Source organism: Paenibacillus sp. ClWae2A (genome assembly GCF_032452295.1).
Classification (GTDB): Bacteria; Bacillota; Bacilli; order Paenibacillales; family Paenibacillaceae; genus Paenibacillus.
Map to the genome: position 1 here is coordinate 871,879 of NZ_JAULSQ010000001.1, position 25,774 is coordinate 897,652.

Here is a 25,774-nt window from a genome sequence, read left to right on the forward strand (position 1 = left end):
GAGGAATCTTCCATGTCTTCAACGTACTTACCTCCTACTTTGGGAGAAAGTGTCCGTGAAGTTTTTTATCCAGATGTGCAAACAACGGTCAATCTGTTCGCCATTCATTTACGAAGTGTAGGTAAGGACTGGGATTATCCGGCGCATGAGCACCCTCAATATGAATTGAACTATGTCACGGAAGGCGAGCAACGCATGATGGTGAACGGCACCCTATATATTCAAAAGGCTGGCGAACTGCTCCTGATTCCTCCGGGAAGCATTCATTCCAGTCAGAGCCATAATGGCAAGGGATTCGCTTATTTTTGCATGCATTTTGACATTGATGATCAATTGTTCCTATCGTTGCTAGCACGTATCAAACAAATACGATTCCGTGCGGATAGTCCGGTTACACAGCAGATTGAGCCGGTTTTGCGCAAATTGATGTCATCTGCGGATGATGAAACAGCCAATACGATGGTACAGCGTATGCAGCTGCAATCTGCAGTATTTGAACTATTTGGCCATCTGTGGGAGGCGGTCTCGCAAGAGGCAGCGCAATGGTTTACCGACGGACACGAGAAGATTGAACTCGCCCACCAGATTCGTAATCGATTGCAAGGCCTGATGAGTCAGCAATTCAAACAGGGACACGAGTCCAACGGTCACTATGGTATTGATGATATTGCAGCAGAGCTGGGCATCAGTTCTTCTCACTGTAATCGCGTGTTCAAGCAGGTGTTTGGTCAGTCTCCACGTGCTGTATTGTCCCAGTTGGTTTTGCATGAAGCGAAGCTTCTTCTGGGCAATCCGAAGCTGTCCGTTCAAAATATTGCTGTCATGCTTGGTTATAAGGATATTGCCCATTTCAGTCGTCAATTCAAGCGCTGGTCCGGCATGTCACCATCCCGTTACCGACAGGAAAAGCCTGCTCTGGAATGAGTTCCAGTAGCAGGCTTTTTGTCTTTCTTATTTATTTTAACAAACGTTTAATCAACTTCAGCTTGTTATCATACGGTGGATATAGAATCGGCAGATTCAATTTGGTGCTTTTTTTCAGTACACTTTTGAGATGAGAGAAGGTTTCGAAGCTGTACTGCCCATGATACGAGCCAACACCGGAATGACCAACACCGCCAAATGGCAGACGCGGATTCGCTACATGCGTGATGGTATCGTTAATGCAGCCGCCTCCAAAAGAAACTTCGCGCAGCACTTTGTCCTGAACCCCGGTGTCGGAAGTAAACAGATACAAGGCGAGTGGTTTCGGCCGCTTTACGATTTCTACAATGGCTTCATCCAAGTTATGATAGCTAATGATTGGCAGAATGGGTCCAAAAATCTCATCTTCCATCGTTGCTGCATCCCAGGACTCCGCATCAATTAAAGTAGGTTCAATGAAGCGATCTTCCTCATCCGAAGCTCCCCCATAGATCACTTTGGCCTGATCCCGTTCAATCAGAGTCGTCAGCCGTTTAAAATGTCCCTTGTTCACAATTCGCCCATAGTCCTTGTTGTGCTGGATATCCGAACCAAAGAAGGACACAATCGCTGCTTTCAACTCTGTGAGTAACTGTTCTTTCACGCGCTCATGCACGAGCAAATAATCGGGTGCGATACAGGTCTGTCCTGTATTGAGCAGCTTGCCCCATATAATGCGCTCCGCAGCTACTTTGATATCCGCCTGTTCATCAACAATGACCGGACTCTTACCGCCCAGTTCCAACGTAACGGGAACGAGATTTTTGGCAGCTGCCTCCATTACAATCTTGCCTACCGGTACACTGCCTGTAAAAAAGATATAGTCGAATGGCGCGTTAATCAGCGCTGTCGTCGTGTCTTTAGCACCGTCAAGCACTTGTACGTAAGCCGGTTCGAACACGCTCGCAATCATTTCACGTACAACAGCGGACACCGCAGGTGTATTCTCTGAGGCTTTGAGCACGGCTGTGTTGCCTGCCGCAATCGCACCTACCAATGGTTCGATTAAGAGTTGAAATGGATAATTGAACGGTCCGATGATGAGAACGGCTCCATAGGGTTCAGGTATAATATAACTTTTGGAACCCAGGAGTGCCATTTGCGTTTTTACTTTAACGGGCTTCACCCATTTATTCACTTTACGAATAGTGTGTGTGATGCTGTCCATCATAAATCCGATCTCGGTTGTGTAGGATTCAAACTCACTTTTGCCCAAATCCTGATAGAGAGCTTCTGTCAGTCTGGATTCGTACTTTTGAATGGCCTGCTTGAGTTGGGTCAGACGGGCAATTCGAGCTTCTGCCGATCGTGTGGCCCCGGAACGAAAGAATTGTCGTTGCTGCTCCAAAATCTGTTCAACTTCCTGACTGGTTACTTCCTGTATAGTCGTTGTCATATATACATACTCCTCTGTTTATTATTGATCAAGCGTTTAAACTTACGAACCTATAAGGCACATGCAAAAGCATGTTTTATCACTATTAATCTACAGACACTCTTCTTCCAAAGCAGTTACCAGTTCCTTCAACAGTTCCACCGATGCATTCAGTGAAGCCGAATAATATCGCTGTGTGCCCTTCTGTTCCACAGATATAAGCCCCTTCTCTAACAACAACTTGAGATGATGAGATATGGCTGGTCGGGATAGGCTGGACTGTTCGGTAATTTCATTCACTGTCATTCTGCCCTTCTCGGTGAGCGTCAGCAAAATGGATTGACGATGGTTGTCACTTAACACCTGAAATAACGGGATACAGGTTTGAAAAACGCTAATTGCTTTTTGTCCCATGGTTTCACCTCTATACTATTTCTTCTTCATTATTTCTACGTATATTTTCTCTGTTTTATGTCTGTTGGTTTAAACGATAGAACCTAATAACTGAATTGTACTCTTTACTCCCTTGAACTGCAAGTGAATCATCAACTAAATTTAATATAATGTCGATAAAGCGCTTCCACACTACCATACAAGTATGGTAGTATATCAACGAAGGAGTTGAAGTTGTGGAATATACCCCAAAGTTATCATCCAAAGCCGGTTTGTTGCCTGTTGCGAGCAGTATGTCTTCCATGAATAATAAGCAATCTTACTCAACCCGAGATGTCGTTTACTTCACGCTGAAACAACTCATTTTGAGTCTGAAAATGCCTCCGGGAACAGCTATTTCTGAGAAGGAAATTTCGCTGGAGTTTCAGGTCAGCCGGACACCTGTTCGAGAAAGTTTTGTAAGGCTTGCTCAGGAAGGTCTGCTGGAAGTGTACCCACAGCGTGGTACATACGTCTCTCTGATTCAGGTCGATCTCGTTGAGGAAGCACGGTTCATGCGTGAACAGCTCGAACGAGCCGTCATCAGGCTCGCCTGCGAGAACTTTCCGAACGAACAGATGCTGGCACTTGAACAGAACCTTGCCTGGCAACAGGAATGCAGGGTCAAACCGGATGATGAACGAATGTTCCAATTGGATGAGGAATTCCATAGCACTCTTTTTGCAGGCTGCAACAAAAGCAACACCTGGACTGTTATCCAGCAGATGAATGTACATTTGAATCGAAGTCGCATGTTACGCCTGTCCTCCGATCATCAGTGGGATCACCTGATTGAACAGCACAGATCCATGGTCAAGGCCATTCAGCAGCATGATGCCGACACAGCAGAGCGACTGATGCAGGAACATTTGCATTTAACTGTCACCGATTTAGCTGTCCTGCAGGATACATATCCGTCCTATTTTCAATGAGTGAATTTTTCTTCCTACTATTCATGATGAGGTGAACGTGATGAGAATGGTTTTTCGCTGGTTCGGCGAAGGCAATGATACGGTAACGCTGGATCATATCCGGCAGATTCCGGGTGTTGAAGGTATTGTGTGGGCACTGCACGATGTTCCTGCTGGCGAGGAATGGCCGATGGACAAGATACTCGCTGTCAAAGCAGCAGCGGACAAGGCAGGGTTACATCTAGATGTCGTTGAGAGTGTAAACATCCATGAGGATATCAAGTTGGGTCTGCCATCAAGAGATAAGTACATTGCGAACTACATTAAAACAATGGAGAAACTGGCTCAGGTGGGTGTGAAGGTCATCTGTTATAACTTCATGCCGATCTTCGACTGGCTTCGCACGGATATGCACAAGGAAATGGAAGATGGCTCAACTGCCCTCTTCTATGAGCACAGTAAACTCGCGGATATAGAACCCCTGGAACTGGTTCGACGCATTACCGAAAACTCCGCACTCACCATGCCAGGTTGGGAGCCGGAACGATTGCAGTATTTAACGGGTCTGTTCGAAGCCTACAAGGATGTAACCGAGGATCATATGTGGGAGCACGCACGTTATTTCCTGCAAGAAATTATTCCTACAGCCGAACGGCTGGGCATTCGAATGGCCATCCATCCCGATGATCCGCCTTGGCCAATCTTTGGATTACCGAAGATTATAACGAGTCAGGAGAATGTTCGGAAATATTTGAATCTTTATGATAGCCCTTACAATAGCGTGACGTTATGCAGTGGCTCTTTGGGAGCGAATGCTGACAATGACATTATCGGGATGATACATGAGTTCAAGGATCGAATTCCATTTGCTCATATTCGTAATGTCAAAATCTACGATAATGGCGACTTTATCGAAACCTCACATCGCAGTCAGGATGGCAGTGTTGATATTGCAGGGGTTGTTGAGGCTTATCACGATATCGGTTATGAAGGTTATGCAAGACCCGACCACGGTCGTCATCTCTGGGGAGAACAGTGCCGACCTGGTTATGGACTCTATGACCGGGCTTTGGGGATCATGTATCTCTGGGGCGTCTGGGATTCCCTGCAAAGGAGGGCAAAAGCATGAGTGAACGTCAATATGAACGCTCATCTCGTCTTGAAGGCAGAACGGCTGTAATCACCGGAGGTGCTGGAGTATTATGCCGCTCCATGGCGGAAGAACTGGCTCGGCACGGTGCGAGTGTAGCCATCCTGAACCGCACCGTGTCCAAGGGACAGGAAGTTGTATCTGCGATAGAAGCTGCCGGTGGCAAAGCGATTGCTATTGCCTGTGACGTAACCCAGGCCGATAGTGTGCAAGCGGCGGCAGATGCTGTGCTGGAACAGCTTGGACCATGTGACATTCTTATTAATGGCGCCGGTGGCAATAACGCAAGTGCCAACACCACGAATGAAATTTTTAGATTGGAAGATCTGGAAAAGCGCGATGTCACTACATTTTTCGATGTAAGTGTAGAGGGATTTCGTCAGGTGATGGATCTGAATTTTGTCGGTTCTCTCATACCCACTCAGATCTTTGCAAAACATATGATAGAGCGCGATGTTCCTGCCACTGTCATAAACATTTCTTCCATGAGCGCCCCATCGCCCATGACCAAAGTTCCTGCTTACAGCGCTGCGAAGGCAGCCATTAACAACTTCACGCAGTGGCTCGCCGTTCATCTGGCCGAATCCGGTATTCGTGTCAATGCTATCGCACCCGGGTTCTTCCTGACTGAGCAAAACCGTAATCTATTACTGCAACCAGACGGCTCACCAACGGAACGTTCCAGCAAAATTATTGCTCATACACCCATGCGCCGTTTCGGCAAACCGGAAGACCTGCTCGGCACATTGATGTGGCTTGCGGATGAAAGACAGTCCGGCTTTGTCACGGGTACAGTCATTCCGGTAGATGGCGGATTTATGGCGTATTCCGGTGTGTAACAATTATTTACACAGACACTCTGATGAAAGACCTCCGTTACGTGTAAATGAATCAGTTCAACTAATATAGGTAGTTAATGAAACCGAAGCCTGGGATACTTACCCAGGTTTCGTTTTTTTGCGTTCAAGCATAAGATCATCCAGCCTAGGAAAAGCTTGTTATAGTACTATGCGAAGTGAAGTAAAGGAAGGTGATACATATATGATGGAAGAAACATGGGTTGTTGCAGTAAGGTCTATTATTGCCTTCCTGACCCTGATCATCTATACAAGAGTGCTAGGCAAACAGCAGATGGGTAACTTGACGTATTTTGATTACATTAACGGCATCACAATCGGTTCCATTGCGGGGACTTTTGCAACCGATCTTTCATCCAAGGCGTGGATTCATTTTGTGGCATTGACCATTTTCACAATCATTACGATCATCTTTCAGTATATTACGCTGAAGAATCGTACCATCTCTAAACTAATGGACTCTGACCCCACATTGATCATCCAGAACGGTAAAATTCTCGAACAGAACCTGAGTAAAATGCGAGTCAAATTTGACGAATTGACCATGATGCTTAGGCAAAAGGATGTATTTGATATTACAACGCTAGACTATGCCATTCTGGAACCGGACGGTAGCCTTTCGGTTGTTTTGAAACCGGAGAATCAACCCGTAACCGCGAAAGACATGCATATGCACCCGCCCAAGAGCAAGCTGATGACCGAGATTATCATTGATGGCCTTCTGATTAAGCAAAATCTGGAGGAAAGAAACAAAGATATCAACTGGCTCAGCGAGCAGCTTAAGAAGCAAAAGATCACGATACAGGATATTGCTTTTGCCGCCATATTGCCCAATGACAAATTGTATGTTGATCTATTCGAAGATAAAATCACCGAAAAAATCGATATGGGCGATTATGAGGGGCCTTTCTAAACTCTTTACATCAAGGAGGCGGTTGAATGAAAACGCGTTTCTGGCTGCTATATGTGCTTCCGATCTTCCTCATTCTTGTGTTTGTTGCAATTATGGCTAGCGGAGCCTTTCTCAAAAAGCCCTTTGGCACCGATGATCGCTTGCTTGAATCTATACAAACATTAGAGAAACAGGTTGAGGGTAAAAAATGGACTGAAGCCAAGTCTAAAATCGATTACGCAATGAAGGCCTGGGATAAAATCGTCAACCGCATTCAATTCAGCGTGGAGCGTGAAACGATATATGATATTCTGGGCACCCTTGCTCGGATCAAGGGTGGCGTTGCGGCAGAGGATGACAAGGCGATTATGGAAGAGATTTATTACTTTTACGTGTTATGGGAAAATCTTGGAGATTAAATTCAAAATCTTTAATATCAGATGTAAGTCCAAAAACAAAAGGCACTATCCTTTCATGAAGAAAGGAAGTGCCTTCTTTTATATTACTTTATATCCGTTACGCTCTTCGTAATCCCCGAGACCGTGACGATCGCGAAGTGCCTTCTTTGCGGAAAAAGAGACTGAGTGCTCCCTTGGCACACCACAGTGCAAACAATGCAAACAGCGTTCCCCAGAATAGCGCCGGAAGGAATGTCTGCTGAGCGAGATTCGCCGCATCCCCTGCCCGTGAAGGTTGAGTCCAGGACATCAGTCCAACGTATACGGCACTAACGACCGACTCTTCCAGCGTAAGAAACGCCAGTAACAGGTAATAGTACTTCACAATCTTGGCACCAAAAATCATAATGACAACGTTAAGTAGGATGAACCCGGTCAACCATAACATGCCAAACTCCCCTCTTACATACAACAGGAGCGACACCAGAGCGACAGCCGTCATAATCCCGAGTCCCCACATGTGCAAGCCTTTGCGGTATAAGTAAAACAACAGCCAGGCAAACAATGATGCACTGATATATCCCGCCAGAGAAACCAGAATCGATCTGCCTGGTGTCAGCATGGACGAATACGTTACACCGCTATGATCAGCGTATAATTCAATCCGCAGCACTTTACCAGACAATACCAGTGTCATTAGTGCATGACCGAATTCGTGAATCATCGTATCCAGGTTGCGGAACAAGGACGAGAATGGGATGAATCGTGTAAGAAAGACGGAGCCTAGCAGAAAAAGTATCGTTTTGACCCACTTATTCAATCGTGTCATACCTCCTTTACCTTCAAATATACAAACCTATCCTCCTTTATACTACGCTTTTTTCACTCGATTCGTTTCGGCTTCCGAACTGTAAGGCGCAGTTCTCCATCCACCAGCAGAAGCTCCGATTGTGTCCAATGAAAAAAGAAGATAGATCATAGCGGCCCTTTTCGGCCTCGAGTGTAACAAGTAATCGATTCCGCATCCGACGGAGCGCGTAGTCCACGAATTGAGCTGCAACTTCACTTTGTACCAGAGTAACATAAGCATAAAGGGAATGATCGACAGGTTCGTCAAGCGGACTCACCCCTGCACATGAAAATTCCGTCTTTACCCCCGCACTTTGAAGTATGGACAGTGCCTTCACGAGTTCGGTATCAACTTCAGCACCGTTCCAAATCTCCGTTTTCTTCGCGGATACCGTATGTTTGTCACGTTCCGTCCAGTGCATCAGTTCCAGCTTACGCCGTCTCCACAGATGGGCAGGCTGTTCACTTAACAGCACTTCATGTTCCTCATTTAAATTCATCTAATGCGTCCTCCTGTATCCTTGATCCGGTCACCTTATCAACAAAGAGAGAGCACATCCCTGTGCTCTCTGCTTCGCAAAAAGGCAAAGGAATGGCACTCCATTCCTCAGCATGTTGTATTATTGTACCTTTTTCGGTGAAAGGCATCAAATGGATCTTTTATTATTCGTTCAGTGCCAGTTTCAGTGCCTCCAAATTCTGTCTCATCACGCTAATGTAGTCCATTCCCGCCGCGATCTCTTCCTCGGTGAGTCCCTCAATCGGGTTTAATACAGCCGTTTTGGCCCCCACTTCACTTGCAATCGTCTCAGACACTTTGGATGAAACCAGTGTTTCGAAGAAAATGGTCTTCACCTGATGCTCTTTCGCAAAATCAATGACCGATGCCATCTGTGCTGCCGAAGGTTCTTGCTCAGGAGACAATCCTGCGATGGGCACCTGCTGCAATCCGTATTCCTGGGCAAGGTAGCCAAATGCAGCGTGTTGTGTGATGAAATCCTTGCGTTTGCTATCCGCCACAGCCGCCTTGAAATCTTGATCCAATGACTCCAGCTGAGCAATGTAGGCATCTGCATTCTGCTTGAACTGTTCAGCATGTTCCGGGGCGGCCTGCGTCAGTCCTGCTTCAATAATGCGTACTTCTTTGACAGCCAGTGCAGGTGACAGCCATACGTGAGGATCCAGTCCACCGTGATCATGCCCATGTCCTTCTTCCGCCTCGGCGTCATGATCGTGGTCGTGTTCTTCAGCAGTTGCTTCATCTGAATGATCGTGGTCGTGATCATGTTCTTCTGTAGTCGCTTCATTCGCATGGTCATGATCGTGGTCATGTTCTGTTGCCTCTGAATCTTCATGATGGTGATCATGCTCTCCACCTTCAAGCAGGTTAATTCCTTTGCTCGCTTCCACCTGAATGAGTGAAGCATTGCTCAGACTTCCGGTGACCTGATCCATCCATGATTCCATACCCGCACCATTGTATACAAGCACATCCGCTTTTTCAATGCTTGCAATATCTTGTGGTGTAGGCTCCCAATCATGAGGCTCCATTCCTGCTGGAACGAGTGTATGCACATCGGCCAGATCACCTGCCACATTTTTGGTGAACTCATACATCGGGTAGAAGCTGACCTGCACGTTTAATTTTGCGGTTTCACTCTCTGTGGAGGTGGAGACCTTGTTAGCGGCACCCGCAGAACTTGTATTCGCATCAGAAGTGGATTTTTGTCCGCAGCCTGCGACGATAATTGTAAGACTGAACAACAATCCGAGCGTTGCTTTTTTACTGAATTTCATGTGATGTATTCCTCCTTGAATGGTTGACCAGAATGACGTGCTGTGATTTTGTCTCTTTGCGGTGACGCTTGCGGTTATATCGTGCAATCAGCTTTTGCGCTGATATTCCAGTCAATAGGAAGACCAACAGGATGAGTGCAATTGTTCCTCCCGGTGGCGTATTTAGATGATAAGATGTAGTCAGTCCGCTAAAAATACCAATTAATCCTGTAATTACCGCGACAATAATCGCTGCTGTAAAACTGCGAGACACTCTTAGTGCCAAGGCAGCAGGCAGTACAATGAGAGCAGACACCAGCAACACACCGACAATCGGCATGGCTGAAGCTACAGTCATTCCTGTCAGAATGGCAAATGCAAATGATAAACCTCTCACCTGAACACCTCCAATCGAAGCTGTCTCTTCATCAAAGGTTAGGCTATATAAAGGTCTTCGTAGCAGAATGAAAAAAAGTAAACCCATCACACACACGCCTGCCATCATCCACAACTGCATATCGCTAACCGCGACAATTGATCCGAATAAGTATGAGCTGAAGGTCTTGGACAGATTGGTTTGGAGACTCATCAATACCACAGCAAGGGCCAACCCCGAAGTCATAATGATTGCTACAGGTACCTCGCTGTAGGTTCGGTAAGTTCGCCGCAGTTGTTCAACCAGTAATGCACCGATAATTGCAATGGCGAATCCGCAGATCACCGGGTTAAGATTCATGACCGAACCGAGCGCCACCCCTGCGAGTGAGACATGGGATAACGTGTCTGCCATAAGAACCTGCCGCCTGAGCATCAGATAAACACCCAAAATTGGAGCGATGACTCCAATCAGCCCCCCTGCCCAGAAGGCACGTTGCATGAATTCGTACTCAAACACTGCCATTCCTCACTTTCTTGCCGCTCCAAAGTAATCGTTCGATCCAATCGATTCCCCATTTCTTCCAGTCCATGAGTAACCATAATAATAGTTATCCCATGAGCATCAACATAGTGGCGCATCAGATTGTAAAATCCTTCACGACTATGGCGGTCCATTCCCGTTGTAGGCTCATCCAGTACGAGAACCTGTGGTTGCCCAGCCATAGCTCTTGCAATACAGATCCGCTGCTTCTGTCCACCAGACAGCTCACCGACGCGTGTATTCCGATATTCCCACATGCCAACTTCCCGCAGACTGCGTTCAACAATGGCATCCTGCTCTGCTGTGAATCTGCGGAATAATCCCAGCTTGGTGTAACATCCGGACCGAACCAGTTCAATCACGATACTGGGAAACCCACTATTAAACGATGCCACCTGTTGGGGCACATAACCGATATTGGAGTTGTTCCCACGTTTCAACTGCGGATTCATATGTATCGTGCCGCTCCAGGGCTTCAACAGCCCCAGCAGCAGCTTTAACAGGGTCGTCTTCGCAGAACCATTGGGACCTGTGATGCCTATGAACTCTCCCACATGGATATCCAGCGACAGTTGATCAATGACTGGCTCTTTGCCATATCCAAATACAACATCACGCATGGAAGATAGTATCATGCCACTCCCTCTTTTCGTAAATATTACGATTTAAAAACAACAAAAAAATTTATCTGGTTTCCCGGTGGATCGTCATTTTCTTCAAACGTGGGGAGTACTTCTTCATCTCAAGTCTCTCTGGATGGTTACGTTTATTCTTGGTTGTTGTGTAGTTGCGATCCCCGCACTCGGTGCAGGCTAAGGTTACAATGACTCTCATAGTTGTTGCCTCCTCTTATTTAATCGTAATAATTACTATTTAATAAAATTAGACTATGGCTTTTCTTTTGTCAAATCCATATCTGCTACAGTAAAATTTTGTATGCATATTATAATTTCATATGATATACTGCTTTGGTATCATTATAATTTACCTACGGAGGAACTAGATGAAGATCAAGAAATCAACTTTTATTGGGTCATTGGTAGCATGCAGTTTGGCTTTCGGTGCCCTGGGTGTAGCAGCTTCAAACGGAATTCAAGATATCGAAGCAGCACTCGACAGCAACATTAGCTTTAAAGTAAACGGTTTGTCTTGGACACCCAAGAATGAAGCTGGAGACAAACTGAATGCACTGGTATATGACGGTGATGTATACTTGCCTGTAAGTACCACAGCAGAAGCACTCGGAGCCAACGTATCTCTGAATGTTAGCAACAAAGTTGTAAGTATCACTAACTCAGGTAACAGTAAACCAAGTAGTTCGAGTAGTAATAACAGCAGTACAGGTGCCAAAGGTTCTGAAGATTCAAGTAAACCAAGTAGTTCAAGTAACTCAAGCACTTCGGGCTCAATCAAGATGACTGGAACTGACGCTCAGATGATAGTCAAATTGCAGAAAGAATCTTTAACATTGATCAAAATGTATGGTAAAGCACTTAAAACAGGTAGCACTAGTGAATTTGATAAATACATAGATGCTAAAGTTATTGAAAATCCCGAGATCGACATTTTTGATCTGGGTAAGCAATCCCAGAAAGATAAATTTAAGACTACAGTCAAAGGTATCATTGCAGCAAATGATAAAAAAACGCTGACTAAATATGCAGATCAGTTGATTAACATCAAATCAGCTGATTTTAAAGTGATTGCAATGAACGATAAAACCAAAACAAGACACAGTTACAAAGCCATTTATTATCCACAAGGATGGACGGGTTCCTATGGAGTGTACCTTACCTTTGTGTTTAGTCCGCAAAAAAGCGGCAATGGTGATTTTTATCTTGGCGATTTGTATTTTAGCTAAAACCCTTAATACAATATCAGCATTGATCTTCAGGGGCACTATTGCACTTGAAGATCTTTTCTTTTCACTTCAACTCCACGCGGGAAAAGGATCTTTCAGTTCACGCCAGTTGATCAACATCTCTTCCTCCGTAAGAAGGGTCTCATCCAATGTACATTCAATCGCCGCCCGGTCCATATCAATGCCGATAAATACTAATTTGGTTACCCGGTCACCCCACTCATCATCCCAGTCCGGTATGCTTGGCAGCGTGTCGCCAAAATGCAGTTGCCTTTCCTCCTCACTCATCGCACCTCCCCATATTCCTGCTGGCGCAAGCTGCTTCGATGTGCCTGCGTGACTGAAAGAGATTGCCATATGGTTCCTAGTCGCCAGCCACATCAGACCCTTGGATCGCACAATACTATCTGGATATTTCGCAATCCAACGCAGCAAGCGTTCCGGGTGGAATGGACGTTTACGATGATAGACGAATGAATGAATTCCATATTCTTCAGTCTCCGGAGTATGTTCTTCTTTCATTAATTCGCGGATCCAACCCGCGGACTGGCTTGCTTTTTCAAAATCAAAACGTCCTGTGTTCAATATTTCTCTCGGATCAATCTGCCCATGTATCGTGCGAATGAGCTTGGCTTCCGGCTGCATAGCGTGTAGTGCCTTTTCAAGCTTCGTTAATTCTTCCTCCGACACCAGATCACATTTGTTAAGAATCAGCACATCACAGAATTCCACCTGATCCGTCAGCAGATGAACGATTCCGCGAACATCGTCCTCCCCAGCTTCCTGTCCACGATCCTTCAATGTTTCCTTGGAATAAAAATCACGCCAGAACTGGGCAGCATCAACAACTGTAACCATCGTGTCGAGACGAGTCAATCTCGTCAAATCAATGCCGAGTTCCTCATCAATATACGTAAACGTCTGTGCAACAGGTACCGGTTCACCAATTCCAGTGGATTCAATCAATATGTAGTCAAAAGAACCATCCATCGCCAGCCGCTCAACTTCTTTCAGCAGATCCTCCCGCAATGTGCAGCAGATGCAACCATTGGACATCTCTACCAGCTTCTCATCAATGCGTGATAGGCCTCCACCATCTCGTATTAAACCTGCATCGATGTTAACCTCACTGAGATCATTGACGATGACAGCAACCCTCATCCCCTCGCGGTTATGAAGCACATGATTGAGCAGTGTCGTTTTGCCTCCGCCTAAATATCCGCTAAGTACGGTTACTGGAACCCGCTGTTGAACCTGTTGATCTGACATTTCTGCATCCTCCACTCTGCATAATTTGTAATGCCCCATCTTTTTTCTGACCCTATGAGGGATCAAAAATAGACTCACTATATTTAATCGTAATAATTACTATTAAATATGATCAATCCGAACTATACCTCAGTTTTCTTGCGGTTGTCAACTCTAATATGATGAAAAATCTTCATTAATCGTAAAAATGTTGATTAAAATAGTTGAACGATGTATGTTGCTGTACGTACAAGCATATATTTTAGCAAAGTCCTAGTTGTGGAGGTCTGTTTCATGAAAATGGCAGCCAATTTGAAGCTCCTGTCCTTCCTGATCCCTTGTGCATTTCTTGTTCCCGTGTTGATCACAATGGCTCCAGACTTGAAGGAAGTATGGAACAGTGAAGCTTTGCAAAATATGAAAACCGTATTCATGGGTATCTTTCTTGAAGCCGCACCTTTTCTGCTCATGGGCGTGTTATTGTCCTCGCTCATGCAGTGGTTCGTATCTGAAGAAATGGTCCGTAAACTCACGCCCAAGAATCCGATCGGCGGTGTACTGGTCGCGGGACTGCTCGGTATTATTTTTCCCATCTGTGAATGTGGAATGATCCCGGTAGTGAGAAGGTTGATGCACAAAGGCATGCCAGCCTATATCGCAGTGACGTTCATCTTGAGTGGTCCCGTAGTCAACCCCATCGTGTTCACAGCAACCTTGCTTGCCTTTCCCTCCCATCCTGAGATTACCATTGCCCGTATGGGACTGGCCTTTGCCGTAGCAGCTTCCATAGGCATGCTCGTGTATGTGTTTGTTCGTCGAAATCCCCTTCGGATGCCAAAGGTCGCAGTGACAGGGGAGATCAAGACGCATCCTGGATTTAAAATGGCGCAACCTCATGCTCATGCACACGCAAATGCTCATGATCACAACCATGTGAAAAACTGGCGTAGCTTCTTCATTCATGCCGGAGATGAATTCGTCGATATGAGCAAATATCTGGTGATTGGTGCCCTCATTACAGCCTGCATTCAGACATTCATTAGCCGCAGCGATCTGATCTCACTTGGCAATGGTCCTGTGGCCTCTTACGTGTTCATGATGGGCTTTGCTTATGTACTGTCTCTATGCTCTACTTCTGATGCTTTTGTGGCTTCTGCGTTCTCACATATGTTTGCACTGGGACCGCTGGTATCCTTCCTTGTGCTTGGTCCAATGCTGGATTTCAAAAGCACCCTGATGCTGCTCTCTACCTTCCGTACCCGGTTTGTTATCGGTCTAAGTCTAGCCATTATCATGCTTGTCTTTGCCGGCTCGTGGTTGATTAACCTGCTGGTATAAACGTTGAGCAACATACTTTATGACCTGAATAATTAATCACATGAACTTTCATCCTGACGATGAATAGAAATGAGGTGATGATATGAACCACACTGTCTATACGATGAGCAAACCTCCCGTTCCAAGATCACACGTCATCCAATGGCATAACTTAATCCGTGCGGTATGGATCGGCGGGCTCGCGGTGTACATTATTCACTTGAATTCAAGTGACTCGCTTCATTATTATTTGGCTCCTACCATGCAAAAACTGCTGTTATGCTGTCCTGTTCCCTTATTGTTTATTGCTGTTATCATGGCCTGGCATGGACTGTTCGGTAGAAACGAGATTCATTGTGACTGTGAGCATCCACCGCCCTCAGGGTTCCTTCGCAGCTCAATGGTATATGGTCTGATTGCCATACCCTTGTTGCTGGGATTTCTGTTAACTGATCGGGCGCTCGGCAGTTCCATGGCCAGTCAGAAAGGCATGTCTCTCACCTATGCCCCTCCCGAGATTCGTCGCAAAGAGCCTTTACCTGATCCGGCAACGCAATTGAAAGTACAAGATCTCACACAACAATCAACGGCTGTTCAGTCTGCATCGGCTACCAAAGTACAATTCGTCCCTCCAGATGAGTACAGCCGCGAATTCGCTGAACTGGCGGAGAAGTTGTATGCAGAACAGGTCATCCGAGTCTATCCTGAGATTTTCTCTGAAACCCTCGGCACGATCGATATGTTCCAGCGACAATTTGCAGGCAAAGATATCTCGTTAACCGGTTTTGTTTACCGTGACAAAAGCATGGATCATGAATCACATTTTGCACTGGGACGATTTCTCGTCATGTGCTGCCCCGCTGATGCGGCTCCCTTTGGCGTGATGATTCACATCCCAGAAGCGGATAGCTTCCCTACAGACAGTTGGGTGCAAATCGATGGCAGCATCGGCTCTGCACAGGTGAATGGTAAAGATACCATTGAGATTCGGGCAACAAAGGTGACACCTGTAGCCGAGCCATCCACGCCTTATATCTATACAAGTGCCGATTCGGTGATGGCGTATGAACAAATAAAGAGCCGATAATCGCTATCATTAACAGCGTACTTTTCAACGACAAAAAGCCCCAAAGCTATGGATTACATCGCTTTGGGGCTTTCATATTAAGCCAGATATGAGATTACATCTCGTCTGCTCTGATTGTATTATTCCGTTACGATATCATGAACCAATACAGGAGCATCGGCATGATCCGCAATTGTAATGTTTTCTTTGATCTTCGCGATGACGTCTGCTACGTCTTCACGATTGGCATGGATCGTTACGAGAGACTCACCAGCTTTGACTGGGTCACCCACTTTTTTGTTCAGCATCAGACCAACAGCGAGATCGATCTCGGATTCTTTTGTTGCACGGCCTGCGCCGAGCAGCATTGCTGCAGTTCCGATTTCGTCAGCGACGATTCCGGCAACATAGCCGTCTTTGTCTGCTGGGACTTCAACCAGGTATTGTGCTTGTGGCAAGCGATCTGGATGATCGACAACCGAAGCGTCTCCGCCTTGGTTTGCCAGGAAATCTTTGAATTTCTCCAGTGCTTTACCGTTGTGGATCACTTCTTTCAATTTCTCCTCAGCGTGCTCCAAGGAATCTGCCTTGCCAGCAAGGAATACCATCTGACGTCCAAGTGCCAGACACAGTTCTTCCAAATCTTTCGGACCTTTACCTTGCAGGGTGAGGATGGCTTCTTTCACTTCAAGCGCGTTACCAATCGCCAGACCCAGTGGTTGGGACATATCGGAGATAACAGCCATCGTTTTGCGTCCAACATTGTTACCGATGCTTACCATGGCATGTGCCAATTCTTTAGCATCTTCCGTTGTTTTCATGAATGCACCAGCACCCGTTTTAACATCCAGTACGATCGCATCTGCACCTGCTGCAATTTTCTTGCTCATGATGGAGCTAGCGATCAGTGGAATAGAGTTAACGGTAGCTGTTACGTCACGCAGTGCATAGAGCTTTTTGTCTGCAGGCGTTAGATTACCACTTTGTCCGATAACCGCAACCTTGTGTTCGTTGACGAGACGAATGAACTCTTCTTTTTCAAGCTCTACGTGGAAACCAGCAACGGATTCCAGCTTGTCTGTTGTACCACCCGTGTGACCAAGTCCACGTCCGGACATTTTGGCAACAGGCACATCCAGTGCAGCAACAAGCGGAGCGAGTACCAGTGTTGTTGTATCGCCCACACCTCCTGTGGAGTGCTTGTCTACTTTGATGCCTTCGATAGCGGACAGGTCGATCGTTTCACCGGAATTTACCATCGACATCGTCAGATCAGCGCGTTCCTTGTCTGTCATATCTTTGAAGAATACCGCCATCGCCCATGCGCTGACTTGATAGTCCGGGATCTCTCCTTGTGTGTATCCTTGAACAACAAAATCAATCTCAGCTGTTGTCAGTTCTTTTCCGTCGCGTTTCTTGGCAATAATGTCTACCATTCTCATGATGATCTCTCCTCGGGTAAATGATTTGTATAGAACACTTTGTACTGGGACCGTTCCGGCTCCGGATCGTTCCTCCGATCGCTGTTGTCTCCAAGTTTTTTTGATCCATTTTGCAATGGGGAAAACTCGGAGACAAAGGCGAACGCTAACGCTTCTTCAGAATCGATTCCGGTTCCTTCACTCCGTGCTTAAAACAAAAGTTTCGATCCACATCAAATGATTATGAATATAATATGCAACAACATCTTGTTGTCATCCTACAAAACACTTTGTGCAGCAACCGTTCCGGCTCCGGATCGTTCCTGTGATCGCTTTGCTTCTTCAGTATCGGTTCCGGTTCCTTCACTTCGTGCTAAAACAAAATTTCGACTAAAATCAAATGATTATGAATATAAAATGCAACAATTACAGTGTGATTGCTGTGTCCAGAGCAACTACCATCATGTCATTGAACGTTTTTTGGCGCTCTTCGGCAGATGTTTCTTCGCCTGTCAGCAAGTGGTCACTTACCGTCAGGATGGTCAGTGCGTTAACACCAAACTTGGCAGCGATAGTGTACAGTGCTGTTGTTTCCATCTCTACGCCAAGTACGCCGTGTTTCATCAATTTCTCTGTTACGGAACGGTCATCGCGGTAGAAAGAATCGGAGCTGAATACGTTACCGACGTGAATCTTCATGCCTTTAGCTGTTGCACGGTCATATGCTTCTTTCAGCAGGGAGAACGTAGCGATTGGTGAGAAGTCATAACCACCAAATACGTGTTTGTTCATGCTGGAATCTGTACATGCTGCTTGTGCAAGGATAACGTCACGTACACGTACATGCTCCTGCATACCGCCACAAGTACCCACACGAATCAGGTTTTTCACGCCATATTCGCTGATCAATTCGTTAGCATAGATTGCGAAGGACGGAATACCCATCCCTGAACCTTGCACCGAAATCCGGTGTCCTTGATATGTACCTGTGTAACCGAGCATTCCACGAACTTCGTTGTAACATACAACATCTTCGAGGTACGTATCTGCAATATATTTCGCGCGCAAAGGGTCTCCTGGCAATAGGATCGTTTCTGCGATATCCCCGGGTTTTGCTCCAATATGTGTACTCATGAATGAATCTCCTCCAGTTATACAAATTAGTCTATTATGATGGCAGGACCGGAGCAGGCAAGCTACTCCGACCTCCCCTATCCAGTTTTGAAAACTTATTTCAAATCTTTCAGGAAGCTGGTGCCGTATTCCGGCATTTTCACTCCAAAGTTCTCGGCGACGGTTGCGCCAAGGTCAGCAAATGTGCTGCGCAGATCAAGCTTTTTGCCCTCGCTGAAGCGCGGAGAGTAAGCAAGGAGTGGTACATATTCACGTGTATGGTCTGTACCACGGTATGTTGGATCGTTACCATGGTCAGCTGTGATCAGCAGCAGATCATCATTGGTCATTTTGGCAAAAATCTCTGGCAGCCGTGCATCATAGTCTTCAAGCGCCTGAGCATAACCTTGCGGATCACGACGGTGACCGTACAGGGCATCAAAATCAACCAGGTTAAGGAAGCTGAGTCCAGTGAACTCTTCATCCATCGTTTCAGACAACTTGTCCATGCCATCCATGTTAGAAACGGTACGAACAGCCTTGGTCACACCTTCGCCATCATAGATATCTGCGATTTTACCCAAAGCAATCACATCAAATCCACCATCTTGCAGTTCATTCATAACAGTACGACCAAAAGGTTTGAGCGCATAGTCATGACGATTTGCAGTACGTTTCCAGTTACCCGCTTCCCCTACAAATGGACGTGCAATAATGCGGCCGAGCATGTACGGATCTTCAAGTGTAATTTCACGGCAGAACTCACAGATCTCATACAGTTCTTTCAGTGGAACAACGTCCTCATGTGCTGCAATTTGCAGAACCGAATCCGCGGATGTGTACACGATGAGCGCGCCAGTTTCAACATGCTCTGCACCCAGCTCATCCAGAATTTCCGTGCCGCTGGCCGGTTTGTTACCAATTACTTTGCGGCCCGTTTTCTCTTCAATGCGCTGAATCAACTCATCAGGAAAACCATTCTCGAACACACGGAAAGGTGTATCAATGTAAAGACCCATCAGCTCCCAGTGACCTGTCATTGTGTCTTTGCCTCTGGATGCTTCCTGCATCTTGGTGTAATACGCTTTAGGTGCATCCGCTAAAGGGACACCCTCGATTTCTTTGATGTTGGACAGTCCGAGACTGGCCATGTGAGGCATTTTCAGACCTCCGCGTTCACGTGCGATGTGACCGAAAGTATCTACATCAAAATCATCAAATTCTGCTGCATCCGGCGCTTCGCCGATTCCTACAGAATCCATAACGATCAGATGTACTCTTTTGAATGTTGACATAACCTAAGCACTCCTTCCAATAATCCGGTTTACAAGAACAGTCCGGCGATGATCGCTGACAATACACTGACAAGCGATGCACCGTAAAGCAGTTTCAGACCGAAGCGGGCTACCACATTACCTTGTTTCTCATGAAGTCCTTTCACCGCACCGGCAATGATACCGATGGAGGAGAAGTTCGCGAACGATACGAGGAAGACGGATACGATCCCTGTTGTTCTGGCAGACAATAAGGTCTCCTTCGCTAGAGCAAGCATGGCAACGAATTCGTTGGATACCATTTTGGTTGCCATAATACTTCCCGCCTGAATCGCTTCTTTCCAAGGAACACCCATAATAAAGGCTAATGGTGCAAACACATAACCAAGCAGCTCCTGGAACGAAATGCCAAGCACCGCGCTGAAAATTCCGTTAACAAGTGCAATCAAGGCAACAAAACCGATTAACATCGCAGCTACGATGATGGCAACTTTGAATCCATCCAGAATGTACTCGCCGAGCATTTCGAAGAAGGACTGTTTCTCTTCTTCCTGTACTTCCAATATATCTTCTTCCTCTGTAACCTCATAAGGATTCACAATAGAAGCAATGATAAAACCGCCAAACAGGTTGAGCACAAGTGCCGTAACCACATATTTCGGATCAATCATGGACATATAGGCACCGACAATCGACATCGATACCGTGGACATCGCCGAAGCACACAGAGTGTACAGCCGATGTTTTGGCAACAACCCAATTTGTTTTTTCACAGAAATGAACACTTCAGATTGCCCCAATACAGCCGAAGCAACCGCGTTATATGATTCCAGTTTGCCCATTCCGTTGATTTTGCTTAATACCAGACCAATATATTTTATAACAAAAGGTAAGATTCGGATATACTGCAATATCCCAATGAGGGCAGAGATGACAACAATCGGCATCAATACGCTTAGGAAGAACGGTGTCCCTACGGTATCTGCACCTACGGTGGTCAAATCACCAAATACAAACGCAATCCCTTCATTTGCATAATCAAGCAAACTTTTAAATACGGACGCGAAGCCGCCAATCAACCATGTCCCGACTCCTGTATTCAGCAAGGCATACGCCAGGATCACCTGTAAAACAACCATTACGACCAGCGGCCGGTAGCGAATCTTCTTTTTACCGTTGCTTGCGATATAAGCCAGTCCAAAAACAACGAGTAAACCAAGAAGGGCAATTAGAAATTTCATTTGATCTCTCCTTTGAAGGTAGTTAAGCCGGATGTGGAAATTCAGCTCAAAGGGCTCTTAAGCATTCTTATCAGTAATCTTTCAGAAAACTTATGAAGCGCTTACAATAAGTTCCGTTAATTAAAATATAAGTGTAAGTTGTATTCCCTGTACCTGAGTCGAACGCCCAAGTACAGAGAATATAACATTACTTTTATTTATTTATTAAGCTTTTTCTTGATAAGATCTTTTGCTTAATAAGAAGATGTAGACTGACCACCCTGCATAATCTTCACGCCAGAACTTGCACCGATACGTGTTGCACCCGCTTCGATCATTTTCTGCATATCTTCCAAGCTACGTACGCCACCGGAAGCTTTAACGCCAACATCAGGACCTACAGTACGACGCATCAAAGCGATATCTTCTGGCGTTGCTCCACCTGTGGAGAAACCTGTGGAAGTTTTTACAAAATCAGTTCCAGCTCGCACAGCTGCCTGACAAGCACGTACTTTCTCTTCATCCGTCAACAGACAAGTTTCAATAATAACTTTCACCAAAGCTTTACCCGCAGCCGCTTCAACAACAGCACGAATATCTTGTTCAACGAAATCATCTTTGCCATCTTTTAAAGCACTGATGTTGATGACCATATCGACTTCAGTTGCACCTTTAGCAATCGCATCTTTCGTTTCGAAAGCTTTTGTCTCCGATGTAGATGCCCCCAGAGGGAAACCAATAACGGTGCAGATATCTACGCCAGAACCCTGCAACTGCTCAGCAGCATAAGCAACCCAACCTGGGTTAACACATACGGAAGCAAACTGGTATTGCTTCGCTTCTTCGGTTAACTTGGCCATCTCACTTTGCGTTGCGTCCGCACGAAGCAACGTATGGTCGATCATTTTAGCTAATTGTGGTGTAGTCAATTGAATCTCTCCCTTATCTGAACTAGTTATTTTCTATACACTTACACTAACATGAACATATGTAAAAATCAACTTGAACTTTTGTTCACAGTTCAACTTAGCGTTCTTGCTTCATCCTATTTTCTGCCTAACAAAGCAAAACATCCGCCCTTTTTGCGTGGCAGATGTTGTCATCCATATCCATTTGAAATTAGAATCGCAGTAATGCCTGTGCTGTGTACTGATCCGTAACCAGAATATTGGCATAATGACCTTTAAGCGCGGCGTGAATGGCTTCAATTTTGCGTTGTCCCCCGGCGACAAGGATTGATTTTTCCTTATTTCTTAATTCGGCTAGATCAATTCCAACGGTTCTGCTGTTAATCTCTTCACTGATCAACTGACCTTCCGCATCAAAAAAGCGTGAACAAATGTCACCTGCACCGGAGTTCATCAGTAGTTGTTGCTCTTCTTCATTGAAGTAGCCCAACCTGAACAATAATGCATCTTCCTTCACAGTACCCACGGTAAACAAAGCAATGTTGGCCTGTCTGCCAAGTTCCACGATTCTGCCGATATGTCGATCCGCTTCCACCATGTTCTTCACTTCAATGTTGTCGAAAATAACGGGCAATGGCAGATACCTTGGTACCGTGTGGAAGGCTTCAGCGAACAAATGTACAATCTCAGCGGCATACGTATTGACATGGGAGTGGCTTACGCCCCCCTTCAATTGCACGACTTCGACACCTTTGACCTGCTTGGGACGAAGCTGGCGTGCTACGGCATGCATGGTTGTTCCCCAAGTCACCCCGATAATATCTGCATCCTGAACCGTCTCCTGAAGGTAGTCTGCTGCTCGTTTGCTGATATGCTTCTGTATTTCCTCATCACTCTTCAACGGGGCAAAACACACAAGTGCCGTATCCAGATCATATTTCGACTTGAGTTCTCCGGCAATGATATCGATATCCTCCAGCGGATCCATAATTTCAATTCGGACATATCCACGATCTTTGGCGTACTGAAGTAACCTTGATACTGTTGGACGTGATACGCCCAACCTTGCGGCAATATCCTGCTGGCTGTAATCCGACTGATAATACAATTTCGCTGCTTCAATGCTTAATCGTTGCTTCTCCAGGTCCATTCCCATGTGCGCTCATCTCACTCATCCTATTGTCTTTGGAAAATAAATGCTCGTCCTGTATATTATACATGGATTGAGTATCTGGTCACTATATAACATCCAATTCAATATCATGATCAATCCATTCATATCCCTTTCTGACGTATAAAACGGGGGAAACGATGCATACTACTGCGGTCGCTTCATCATTGCCAAGATTGCTTCACCCCATTAATCGCACAGAGAGGAAGAACGACATGTCTACCTTATTGTATATTACTGCCCATCCTCATGATCATGAAACCTCCTTTAGCATGGCTACGGGCAAAGCATTTATCGATGCTTATCGTGAAAGTCACCCTTCTGATGAGGTTGTTCACCTCGATCTGTATCGCTCGGATATTCCGCATATCGATGCGGATGTCTTCAGTGGTTGGGGCAAACTGCAATCAGGGAGTGATCTGACTTCCGAAGAGCAGGCAAAAGTAAGTCGTTTGAATGAACTGTCGGATCAATTTGCCGCAGCAGATAAATATGTTTTTGTAACACCGATGTGGAACTTCTCATTCCCTCCCATTCTGAAGGCTTATGTGGACTCGATCTGTGTAGCTGGAAAAACATTTCGTTATACAGAACAAGGTCCTGTTGGACTGCTGTCTGACAAAAAAGCGCTGCATATTCAGGCTCGCGGAGGCATTTATTCCGAAGGCCCAGCGGCTCAGATGGAATCCGGTCATCGTTACCTGAGCATTATCATGTCTTTCCTTGGTGTGCCGAAGCTTGATGGCATTTTTGTTGAGGGGCACAATCAATACAAAGATCGTGCGGATGAGATCAAGCAACAAGCTATCGAGCAAGCGCGCACTTTCGCAAAACAGTTTTAAGAGAGGTAGTTCAAAAAGTCCGCTTTTGAACACTCATTTACAGTATAGTAAAACAATCAAAACATAAACAAAACCCGCGTGCGACCTAGGGATAATCCCAGGAAACACGCGGGTTTTCAATGTATAATCAACCTAGAGCTTATTGATGTCCAGCGCTGGCACGGCTCATGGTTTCAAGTTTACGTGTGATCGCATGACGGTCTACTTTTAATCCCCAGATCATTTCAATAATCTGCTCTTTCTCCTCAGGACTGTCGGCATGTTTCAGTTGCATTAACAGATCATGCATTTGTTCATTAATGCCTTCAAATTGAATCCATAAATCCTGTCTTACCTCTTTGGAATCCAGATGATGATTCGCATCGACTTCTTCCTTCAATGCTTGCAGAATAGCATCTTTCCATTCGTCATCACCTAGCTGTTTCGCAATGTTCAGGAGATCCAGATAATCGTCAACAAGAAGTGAGTTCAATTCAGCATGTGTTTTCATCGTTTATTGCATCCCCTTTTTGTCTGTTTACCAAGTATTATACTCGGTATTTCAGGATATGCAATAGCTGTCGGAAAAAGTTGATTTATGTAACCTGTCCCTTCAACCTGTGAACAAGCAAATTACACAAGACAAAACCGATCAAAACATACACACCGATCATCCCCACAATGCCTATCCATCCCAGATGGCTGTAAAGAAGTCCACCTCCTGTTCCACTTACGCTTGAACCAAGATAGTAGAAAAATAAATACAACGCATTGGCCTGGGATTTGTGCTGATTGGCCACGAGTCCAACCCAGCTGCTGGCAATCGAATGGCCCCCAAAGAAACCAAAGGCAAACAGGGCGAGTCCGATAATTTTGATCCCAAGCGCTGGATGAACGGTACAGACTGCACCAGCCAAAATAATGCCCAACGCGATTCCAAGCACATGTGATCTGCCGTACCGATCTGCCAGCCTACCCATCCAGGTACTGCTGACTGTGCCCATCAGATACACCACAAACAGACTTCCAACGATAGACTGGCTCAGATGATAGGGTTCACCCGTTAATTCAAAACCAATATAGTTGAACAGAGTCACGAATCCGCCCATCAGGAGAAAACCGAGTCCATACAGGCATAACAGCCTTGGATTGCGACATTGTGACCACAAAAGAGGTATTGGATTTTTGAGTCCGGTTGCAGCTTTGACAAAATGACGGGATGGTGGGATGACAAGCCAAAAAATAACGGCTGCACACAGTCCAAGAATACCAATGAAACCCACAGCGGCGCGCCAACTGAACCAATCTGTCACCACACCGCTGATAAAACGACCGGCCATGCCTCCAATCGAATTGCCGCTGATATATAGTCCCATGGCATAACCAAGACTTCTAGGTTCAATTTCTTCTGACAGATATGTCATGGCTATCGCTGGCAACCCCGCGAGTGCCACACCTTGGAGAATACGAAGCAGAAGAAGATCCGTATATCCCGCGCTGAATGCGCTCAGCAAAGCAATAACAGAAGATATCACCAGTGCCGCTGTCATAATAAAACGTCTGCCCACAGAATCAGACAAGGACCCAATGAACAGCATCGTTAGTGCCATGGCGATCGTTGTTACTGATAACGTAAGACTGGCGTGTGCCGGCGTAACGGAGAATGCATCACTAATCTCAGGCATCAGGGGTTGGAGGCTGTAGAGCAAAGCAAAAGTGACAAAACCTCCGGCGAACAGTGCAAGGCTAATGTTACGAAACGTCTTAGTTCCCTGATGAATCATAGATGTTCCAACTTTCTTGGTAAGAAAGCTTCTTGGATCGACTGTGGC

The 25,774-nt window shown here is 45.8% G+C and carries 27 protein-coding genes; 10 read left to right on the top strand and 17 right to left on the bottom strand.

The features are described from left to right. Positions 1 to 12: 12 nt before the first annotated feature. Complete coding sequence (locus QVE09_RS03535) at positions 13 to 924, top strand: AraC family transcriptional regulator (protein WP_315935705.1); 912 nt, start codon at positions 13 to 15, stop codon at positions 922 to 924. 31 nt (positions 925 to 955) lie between these two features. Here QVE09_RS03535 and QVE09_RS03540 read toward each other — a convergent pair whose 3' ends face one another. Together QVE09_RS03540 and QVE09_RS03545 are read right to left on the bottom strand one after the other, a co-directional pair. Further along, positions 956 to 2,359, bottom strand: a complete 1,404-nt coding sequence (locus QVE09_RS03540) for an aldehyde dehydrogenase (protein ID WP_315935706.1) — start codon at positions 2,357 to 2,359, stop codon at positions 956 to 958. A gap of 90 nt (positions 2,360 to 2,449) precedes the next feature. Next, the gene (locus QVE09_RS03545) at positions 2,450 to 2,752 is read right to left on the bottom strand and encodes an ArsR/SmtB family transcription factor (protein WP_307535698.1); all 303 of its coding nucleotides are present in this window, start codon (positions 2,750 to 2,752) and stop codon (positions 2,450 to 2,452) included. 272 nt (positions 2,753 to 3,024) lie between these two features. Between QVE09_RS03545 and QVE09_RS03550 the strand changes: the two genes are divergently transcribed. The 5 genes from QVE09_RS03550 to QVE09_RS03570 all read left to right on the top strand — a co-directional run bounded on the left by QVE09_RS03550 (position 3,025) and on the right by QVE09_RS03570 (position 6,999). Continuing rightward, the gene (locus QVE09_RS03550) at positions 3,025 to 3,702 is read left to right on the top strand and encodes a GntR family transcriptional regulator (RefSeq protein WP_315936087.1); all 678 of its coding nucleotides are present in this window, start codon (positions 3,025 to 3,027) and stop codon (positions 3,700 to 3,702) included. Between the two features lie 40 nt (positions 3,703 to 3,742). Beyond that, positions 3,743 to 4,810 (top strand): mannonate dehydratase, encoded by a 1,068-nt coding sequence (gene uxuA / locus QVE09_RS03555; protein WP_315935707.1) that lies wholly within the window; start codon positions 3,743 to 3,745, stop codon positions 4,808 to 4,810. Then, complete coding sequence (locus QVE09_RS03560; protein WP_315935708.1) at positions 4,807 to 5,670, top strand: SDR family oxidoreductase; 864 nt, start codon at positions 4,807 to 4,809, stop codon at positions 5,668 to 5,670. The genes uxuA and QVE09_RS03560 overlap by 4 nt, the downstream gene beginning before the upstream one ends. Before the next feature lie 202 nt (positions 5,671 to 5,872). Continuing rightward, complete coding sequence (locus QVE09_RS03565) at positions 5,873 to 6,601, top strand: DUF421 domain-containing protein (RefSeq protein WP_105599036.1); 729 nt, start codon at positions 5,873 to 5,875, stop codon at positions 6,599 to 6,601. A gap of 26 nt (positions 6,602 to 6,627) precedes the next feature. After that, a complete protein-coding gene (locus tag QVE09_RS03570) occupies positions 6,628 to 6,999 on the top strand; it encodes a DUF4363 family protein (RefSeq protein WP_315935709.1) in 372 nt (123 codons plus the stop codon). A gap of 97 nt (positions 7,000 to 7,096) precedes the next feature. On the opposite strand, the gene QVE09_RS03575 is transcribed toward QVE09_RS03570, so the two are convergent. The 6 genes from QVE09_RS03575 to rpmG all read right to left on the bottom strand — a co-directional run bounded on the left by QVE09_RS03575 (position 7,097) and on the right by rpmG (position 11,356). Then, the gene (locus QVE09_RS03575; protein WP_315935710.1) at positions 7,097 to 7,798 is read right to left on the bottom strand and encodes a M50 family metallopeptidase; all 702 of its coding nucleotides are present in this window, start codon (positions 7,796 to 7,798) and stop codon (positions 7,097 to 7,099) included. A 46-nt stretch (positions 7,799 to 7,844) separates the two neighbouring features. Then, positions 7,845 to 8,327, bottom strand: coding sequence for a hypothetical protein (locus tag QVE09_RS03580; protein WP_315935711.1), 483 nt, complete (start codon positions 8,325 to 8,327; stop codon positions 7,845 to 7,847). Between the two features lie 163 nt (positions 8,328 to 8,490). Beyond that, on the bottom strand, positions 8,491 to 9,624 hold the full coding sequence (locus tag QVE09_RS03585) for a metal ABC transporter substrate-binding protein (RefSeq protein ID WP_315935712.1): 1,134 nt from the start codon (positions 9,622 to 9,624) through the stop codon (positions 8,491 to 8,493). Beyond that, positions 9,611 to 10,504: a metal ABC transporter permease gene (locus QVE09_RS03590; protein WP_315935713.1), complete on the bottom strand. Its 894-nt coding sequence runs from the start codon at positions 10,502 to 10,504 to the stop codon at positions 9,611 to 9,613. The genes QVE09_RS03585 and QVE09_RS03590 overlap by 14 nt, the downstream gene beginning before the upstream one ends. Continuing rightward, positions 10,450 to 11,157 (bottom strand): metal ABC transporter ATP-binding protein, encoded by a 708-nt coding sequence (locus tag QVE09_RS03595; RefSeq protein ID WP_315935714.1) that lies wholly within the window; start codon positions 11,155 to 11,157, stop codon positions 10,450 to 10,452. The genes QVE09_RS03590 and QVE09_RS03595 overlap by 55 nt, the downstream gene beginning before the upstream one ends. A gap of 49 nt (positions 11,158 to 11,206) precedes the next feature. After that, a complete protein-coding gene (rpmG, locus tag QVE09_RS03600) occupies positions 11,207 to 11,356 on the bottom strand; it encodes a 50S ribosomal protein L33 (RefSeq protein ID WP_036613813.1) in 150 nt (49 codons plus the stop codon). A gap of 169 nt (positions 11,357 to 11,525) precedes the next feature. Between rpmG and QVE09_RS03605 the strand changes: the two genes are divergently transcribed. Next, positions 11,526 to 12,383 carry a stalk domain-containing protein gene (locus tag QVE09_RS03605; RefSeq protein WP_315935715.1) on the top strand — a complete coding sequence of 286 codons (858 nt, stop codon included), beginning with the start codon at positions 11,526 to 11,528 and terminating at the stop codon, positions 12,381 to 12,383. Positions 12,384 to 12,452: 69 nt separating this feature from the next. Here QVE09_RS03605 and QVE09_RS03610 read toward each other — a convergent pair whose 3' ends face one another. Beyond that, positions 12,453 to 13,652, bottom strand: a complete 1,200-nt coding sequence (locus tag QVE09_RS03610; RefSeq protein WP_315935716.1) for a GTP-binding protein — start codon at positions 13,650 to 13,652, stop codon at positions 12,453 to 12,455. Between the two features lie 273 nt (positions 13,653 to 13,925). Here QVE09_RS03610 and QVE09_RS03615 point away from each other — a divergent pair, with 273 nt between their 5' ends. Both QVE09_RS03615 and QVE09_RS03620 read left to right on the top strand, forming a co-directional pair. Further along, the gene (locus tag QVE09_RS03615; RefSeq protein WP_315935717.1) at positions 13,926 to 14,969 is read left to right on the top strand and encodes a permease; all 1,044 of its coding nucleotides are present in this window, start codon (positions 13,926 to 13,928) and stop codon (positions 14,967 to 14,969) included. An 82-nt stretch (positions 14,970 to 15,051) separates the two neighbouring features. After that, entirely contained in the window at positions 15,052 to 16,035 is a 984-nt protein-coding gene (locus tag QVE09_RS03620) for a TIGR03943 family putative permease subunit (RefSeq protein WP_315935718.1), read from the top strand. A gap of 119 nt (positions 16,036 to 16,154) precedes the next feature. Here QVE09_RS03620 and QVE09_RS03625 read toward each other — a convergent pair whose 3' ends face one another. The 6 genes from QVE09_RS03625 to QVE09_RS03650 all read right to left on the bottom strand — a co-directional run bounded on the left by QVE09_RS03625 (position 16,155) and on the right by QVE09_RS03650 (position 23,100). Further along, entirely contained in the window at positions 16,155 to 17,456 is a 1,302-nt protein-coding gene (locus QVE09_RS03625; RefSeq protein WP_315935719.1) for a pyrimidine-nucleoside phosphorylase, read from the bottom strand. A 405-nt stretch (positions 17,457 to 17,861) separates the two neighbouring features. Further along, a complete protein-coding gene (gene deoD / locus QVE09_RS03630) occupies positions 17,862 to 18,569 on the bottom strand; it encodes a purine-nucleoside phosphorylase (protein WP_017688193.1) in 708 nt (235 codons plus the stop codon). A 95-nt stretch (positions 18,570 to 18,664) separates the two neighbouring features. Continuing rightward, positions 18,665 to 19,843, bottom strand: coding sequence for a phosphopentomutase (gene deoB, locus QVE09_RS03635; RefSeq protein WP_315935720.1), 1,179 nt, complete (start codon positions 19,841 to 19,843; stop codon positions 18,665 to 18,667). Positions 19,844 to 19,872: 29 nt separating this feature from the next. Beyond that, positions 19,873 to 21,063: a NupC/NupG family nucleoside CNT transporter gene (locus QVE09_RS03640; RefSeq protein WP_315935721.1), complete on the bottom strand. Its 1,191-nt coding sequence runs from the start codon at positions 21,061 to 21,063 to the stop codon at positions 19,873 to 19,875. A gap of 233 nt (positions 21,064 to 21,296) precedes the next feature. Beyond that, a complete protein-coding gene (gene deoC, locus QVE09_RS03645; protein ID WP_315936088.1) occupies positions 21,297 to 21,947 on the bottom strand; it encodes a deoxyribose-phosphate aldolase in 651 nt (216 codons plus the stop codon). A 214-nt stretch (positions 21,948 to 22,161) separates the two neighbouring features. Further along, positions 22,162 to 23,100, bottom strand: coding sequence for a DNA-binding transcriptional repressor DeoR (locus tag QVE09_RS03650; protein WP_062836066.1), 939 nt, complete (start codon positions 23,098 to 23,100; stop codon positions 22,162 to 22,164). A gap of 236 nt (positions 23,101 to 23,336) precedes the next feature. On the opposite strand from QVE09_RS03650, the gene QVE09_RS03655 reads away from it, so the two are divergent. Then, complete coding sequence (locus QVE09_RS03655; protein WP_133385111.1) at positions 23,337 to 23,963, top strand: FMN-dependent NADH-azoreductase; 627 nt, start codon at positions 23,337 to 23,339, stop codon at positions 23,961 to 23,963. 139 nt (positions 23,964 to 24,102) lie between these two features. On the opposite strand, the gene QVE09_RS03660 is transcribed toward QVE09_RS03655, so the two are convergent. Together QVE09_RS03660 and QVE09_RS03665 are read right to left on the bottom strand one after the other, a co-directional pair. Continuing rightward, positions 24,103 to 24,453, bottom strand: a complete 351-nt coding sequence (locus tag QVE09_RS03660) for a hypothetical protein (RefSeq protein WP_036613800.1) — start codon at positions 24,451 to 24,453, stop codon at positions 24,103 to 24,105. Positions 24,454 to 24,538: 85 nt separating this feature from the next. Beyond that, entirely contained in the window at positions 24,539 to 25,726 is a 1,188-nt protein-coding gene (locus QVE09_RS03665) for an MFS transporter (RefSeq protein ID WP_315935722.1), read from the bottom strand. Between the last annotated feature and the right edge of the window lie 48 nt (positions 25,727 to 25,774).

Bases quoted from the DNA above. Each gene is read 5' to 3' on its own strand.
- QVE09_RS03535 (WP_315935705.1), top strand. From the start codon at position 13: ATGTCTTCAACGTACTTACCTCCTACTTTGGGAGAAAGTGTCCGTGAA.
- QVE09_RS03540 (WP_315935706.1), bottom strand. From the start codon at position 2,359: ATGACAACGACTATACAGGAAGTAACCAGTCAGGAAGTTGAACAGATT.
- QVE09_RS03545 (WP_307535698.1), bottom strand. From the start codon at position 2,752: ATGGGACAAAAAGCAATTAGCGTTTTTCAAACCTGTATCCCGTTATTT.
- QVE09_RS03550 (WP_315936087.1), top strand. From the start codon at position 3,025: ATGTCTTCCATGAATAATAAGCAATCTTACTCAACCCGAGATGTCGTT.
- uxuA (WP_315935707.1), top strand. From the start codon at position 3,743: ATGAGAATGGTTTTTCGCTGGTTCGGCGAAGGCAATGATACGGTAACG.
- QVE09_RS03560 (WP_315935708.1), top strand. From the start codon at position 4,807: ATGAGTGAACGTCAATATGAACGCTCATCTCGTCTTGAAGGCAGAACG.
- QVE09_RS03565 (WP_105599036.1), top strand. From the start codon at position 5,873: ATGATGGAAGAAACATGGGTTGTTGCAGTAAGGTCTATTATTGCCTTC.
- QVE09_RS03570 (WP_315935709.1), top strand. From the start codon at position 6,628: ATGAAAACGCGTTTCTGGCTGCTATATGTGCTTCCGATCTTCCTCATT.
- QVE09_RS03580 (WP_315935711.1), bottom strand. From the start codon at position 8,327: ATGAATTTAAATGAGGAACATGAAGTGCTGTTAAGTGAACAGCCTGCC.
- QVE09_RS03585 (WP_315935712.1), bottom strand. From the start codon at position 9,624: ATGAAATTCAGTAAAAAAGCAACGCTCGGATTGTTGTTCAGTCTTACA.
- QVE09_RS03590 (WP_315935713.1), bottom strand. From the start codon at position 10,504: ATGGCAGTGTTTGAGTACGAATTCATGCAACGTGCCTTCTGGGCAGGG.
- QVE09_RS03595 (WP_315935714.1), bottom strand. From the start codon at position 11,157: ATGATACTATCTTCCATGCGTGATGTTGTATTTGGATATGGCAAAGAG.
- rpmG (WP_036613813.1), bottom strand. From the start codon at position 11,356: ATGAGAGTCATTGTAACCTTAGCCTGCACCGAGTGCGGGGATCGCAAC.
- QVE09_RS03605 (WP_315935715.1), top strand. From the start codon at position 11,526: ATGAAGATCAAGAAATCAACTTTTATTGGGTCATTGGTAGCATGCAGT.
- QVE09_RS03610 (WP_315935716.1), bottom strand. From the start codon at position 13,652: ATGTCAGATCAACAGGTTCAACAGCGGGTTCCAGTAACCGTACTTAGC.
- QVE09_RS03615 (WP_315935717.1), top strand. From the start codon at position 13,926: ATGAAAATGGCAGCCAATTTGAAGCTCCTGTCCTTCCTGATCCCTTGT.
- QVE09_RS03620 (WP_315935718.1), top strand. From the start codon at position 15,052: ATGAACCACACTGTCTATACGATGAGCAAACCTCCCGTTCCAAGATCA.
- QVE09_RS03625 (WP_315935719.1), bottom strand. From the start codon at position 17,456: ATGAGAATGGTAGACATTATTGCCAAGAAACGCGACGGAAAAGAACTG.
- deoD (WP_017688193.1), bottom strand. From the start codon at position 18,569: ATGAGTACACATATTGGAGCAAAACCCGGGGATATCGCAGAAACGATC.
- deoB (WP_315935720.1), bottom strand. From the start codon at position 19,843: ATGTCAACATTCAAAAGAGTACATCTGATCGTTATGGATTCTGTAGGA.
- QVE09_RS03640 (WP_315935721.1), bottom strand. From the start codon at position 21,063: ATGAAATTTCTAATTGCCCTTCTTGGTTTACTCGTTGTTTTTGGACTG.
- deoC (WP_315936088.1), bottom strand. From the start codon at position 21,947: ATGATCGACCATACGTTGCTTCGTGCGGACGCAACGCAAAGTGAGATG.
- QVE09_RS03650 (WP_062836066.1), bottom strand. From the start codon at position 23,100: ATGGACCTGGAGAAGCAACGATTAAGCATTGAAGCAGCGAAATTGTAT.
- QVE09_RS03655 (WP_133385111.1), top strand. From the start codon at position 23,337: ATGTCTACCTTATTGTATATTACTGCCCATCCTCATGATCATGAAACC.
- QVE09_RS03660 (WP_036613800.1), bottom strand. From the start codon at position 24,453: ATGAAAACACATGCTGAATTGAACTCACTTCTTGTTGACGATTATCTG.
- QVE09_RS03665 (WP_315935722.1), bottom strand. From the start codon at position 25,726: ATGATTCATCAGGGAACTAAGACGTTTCGTAACATTAGCCTTGCACTG.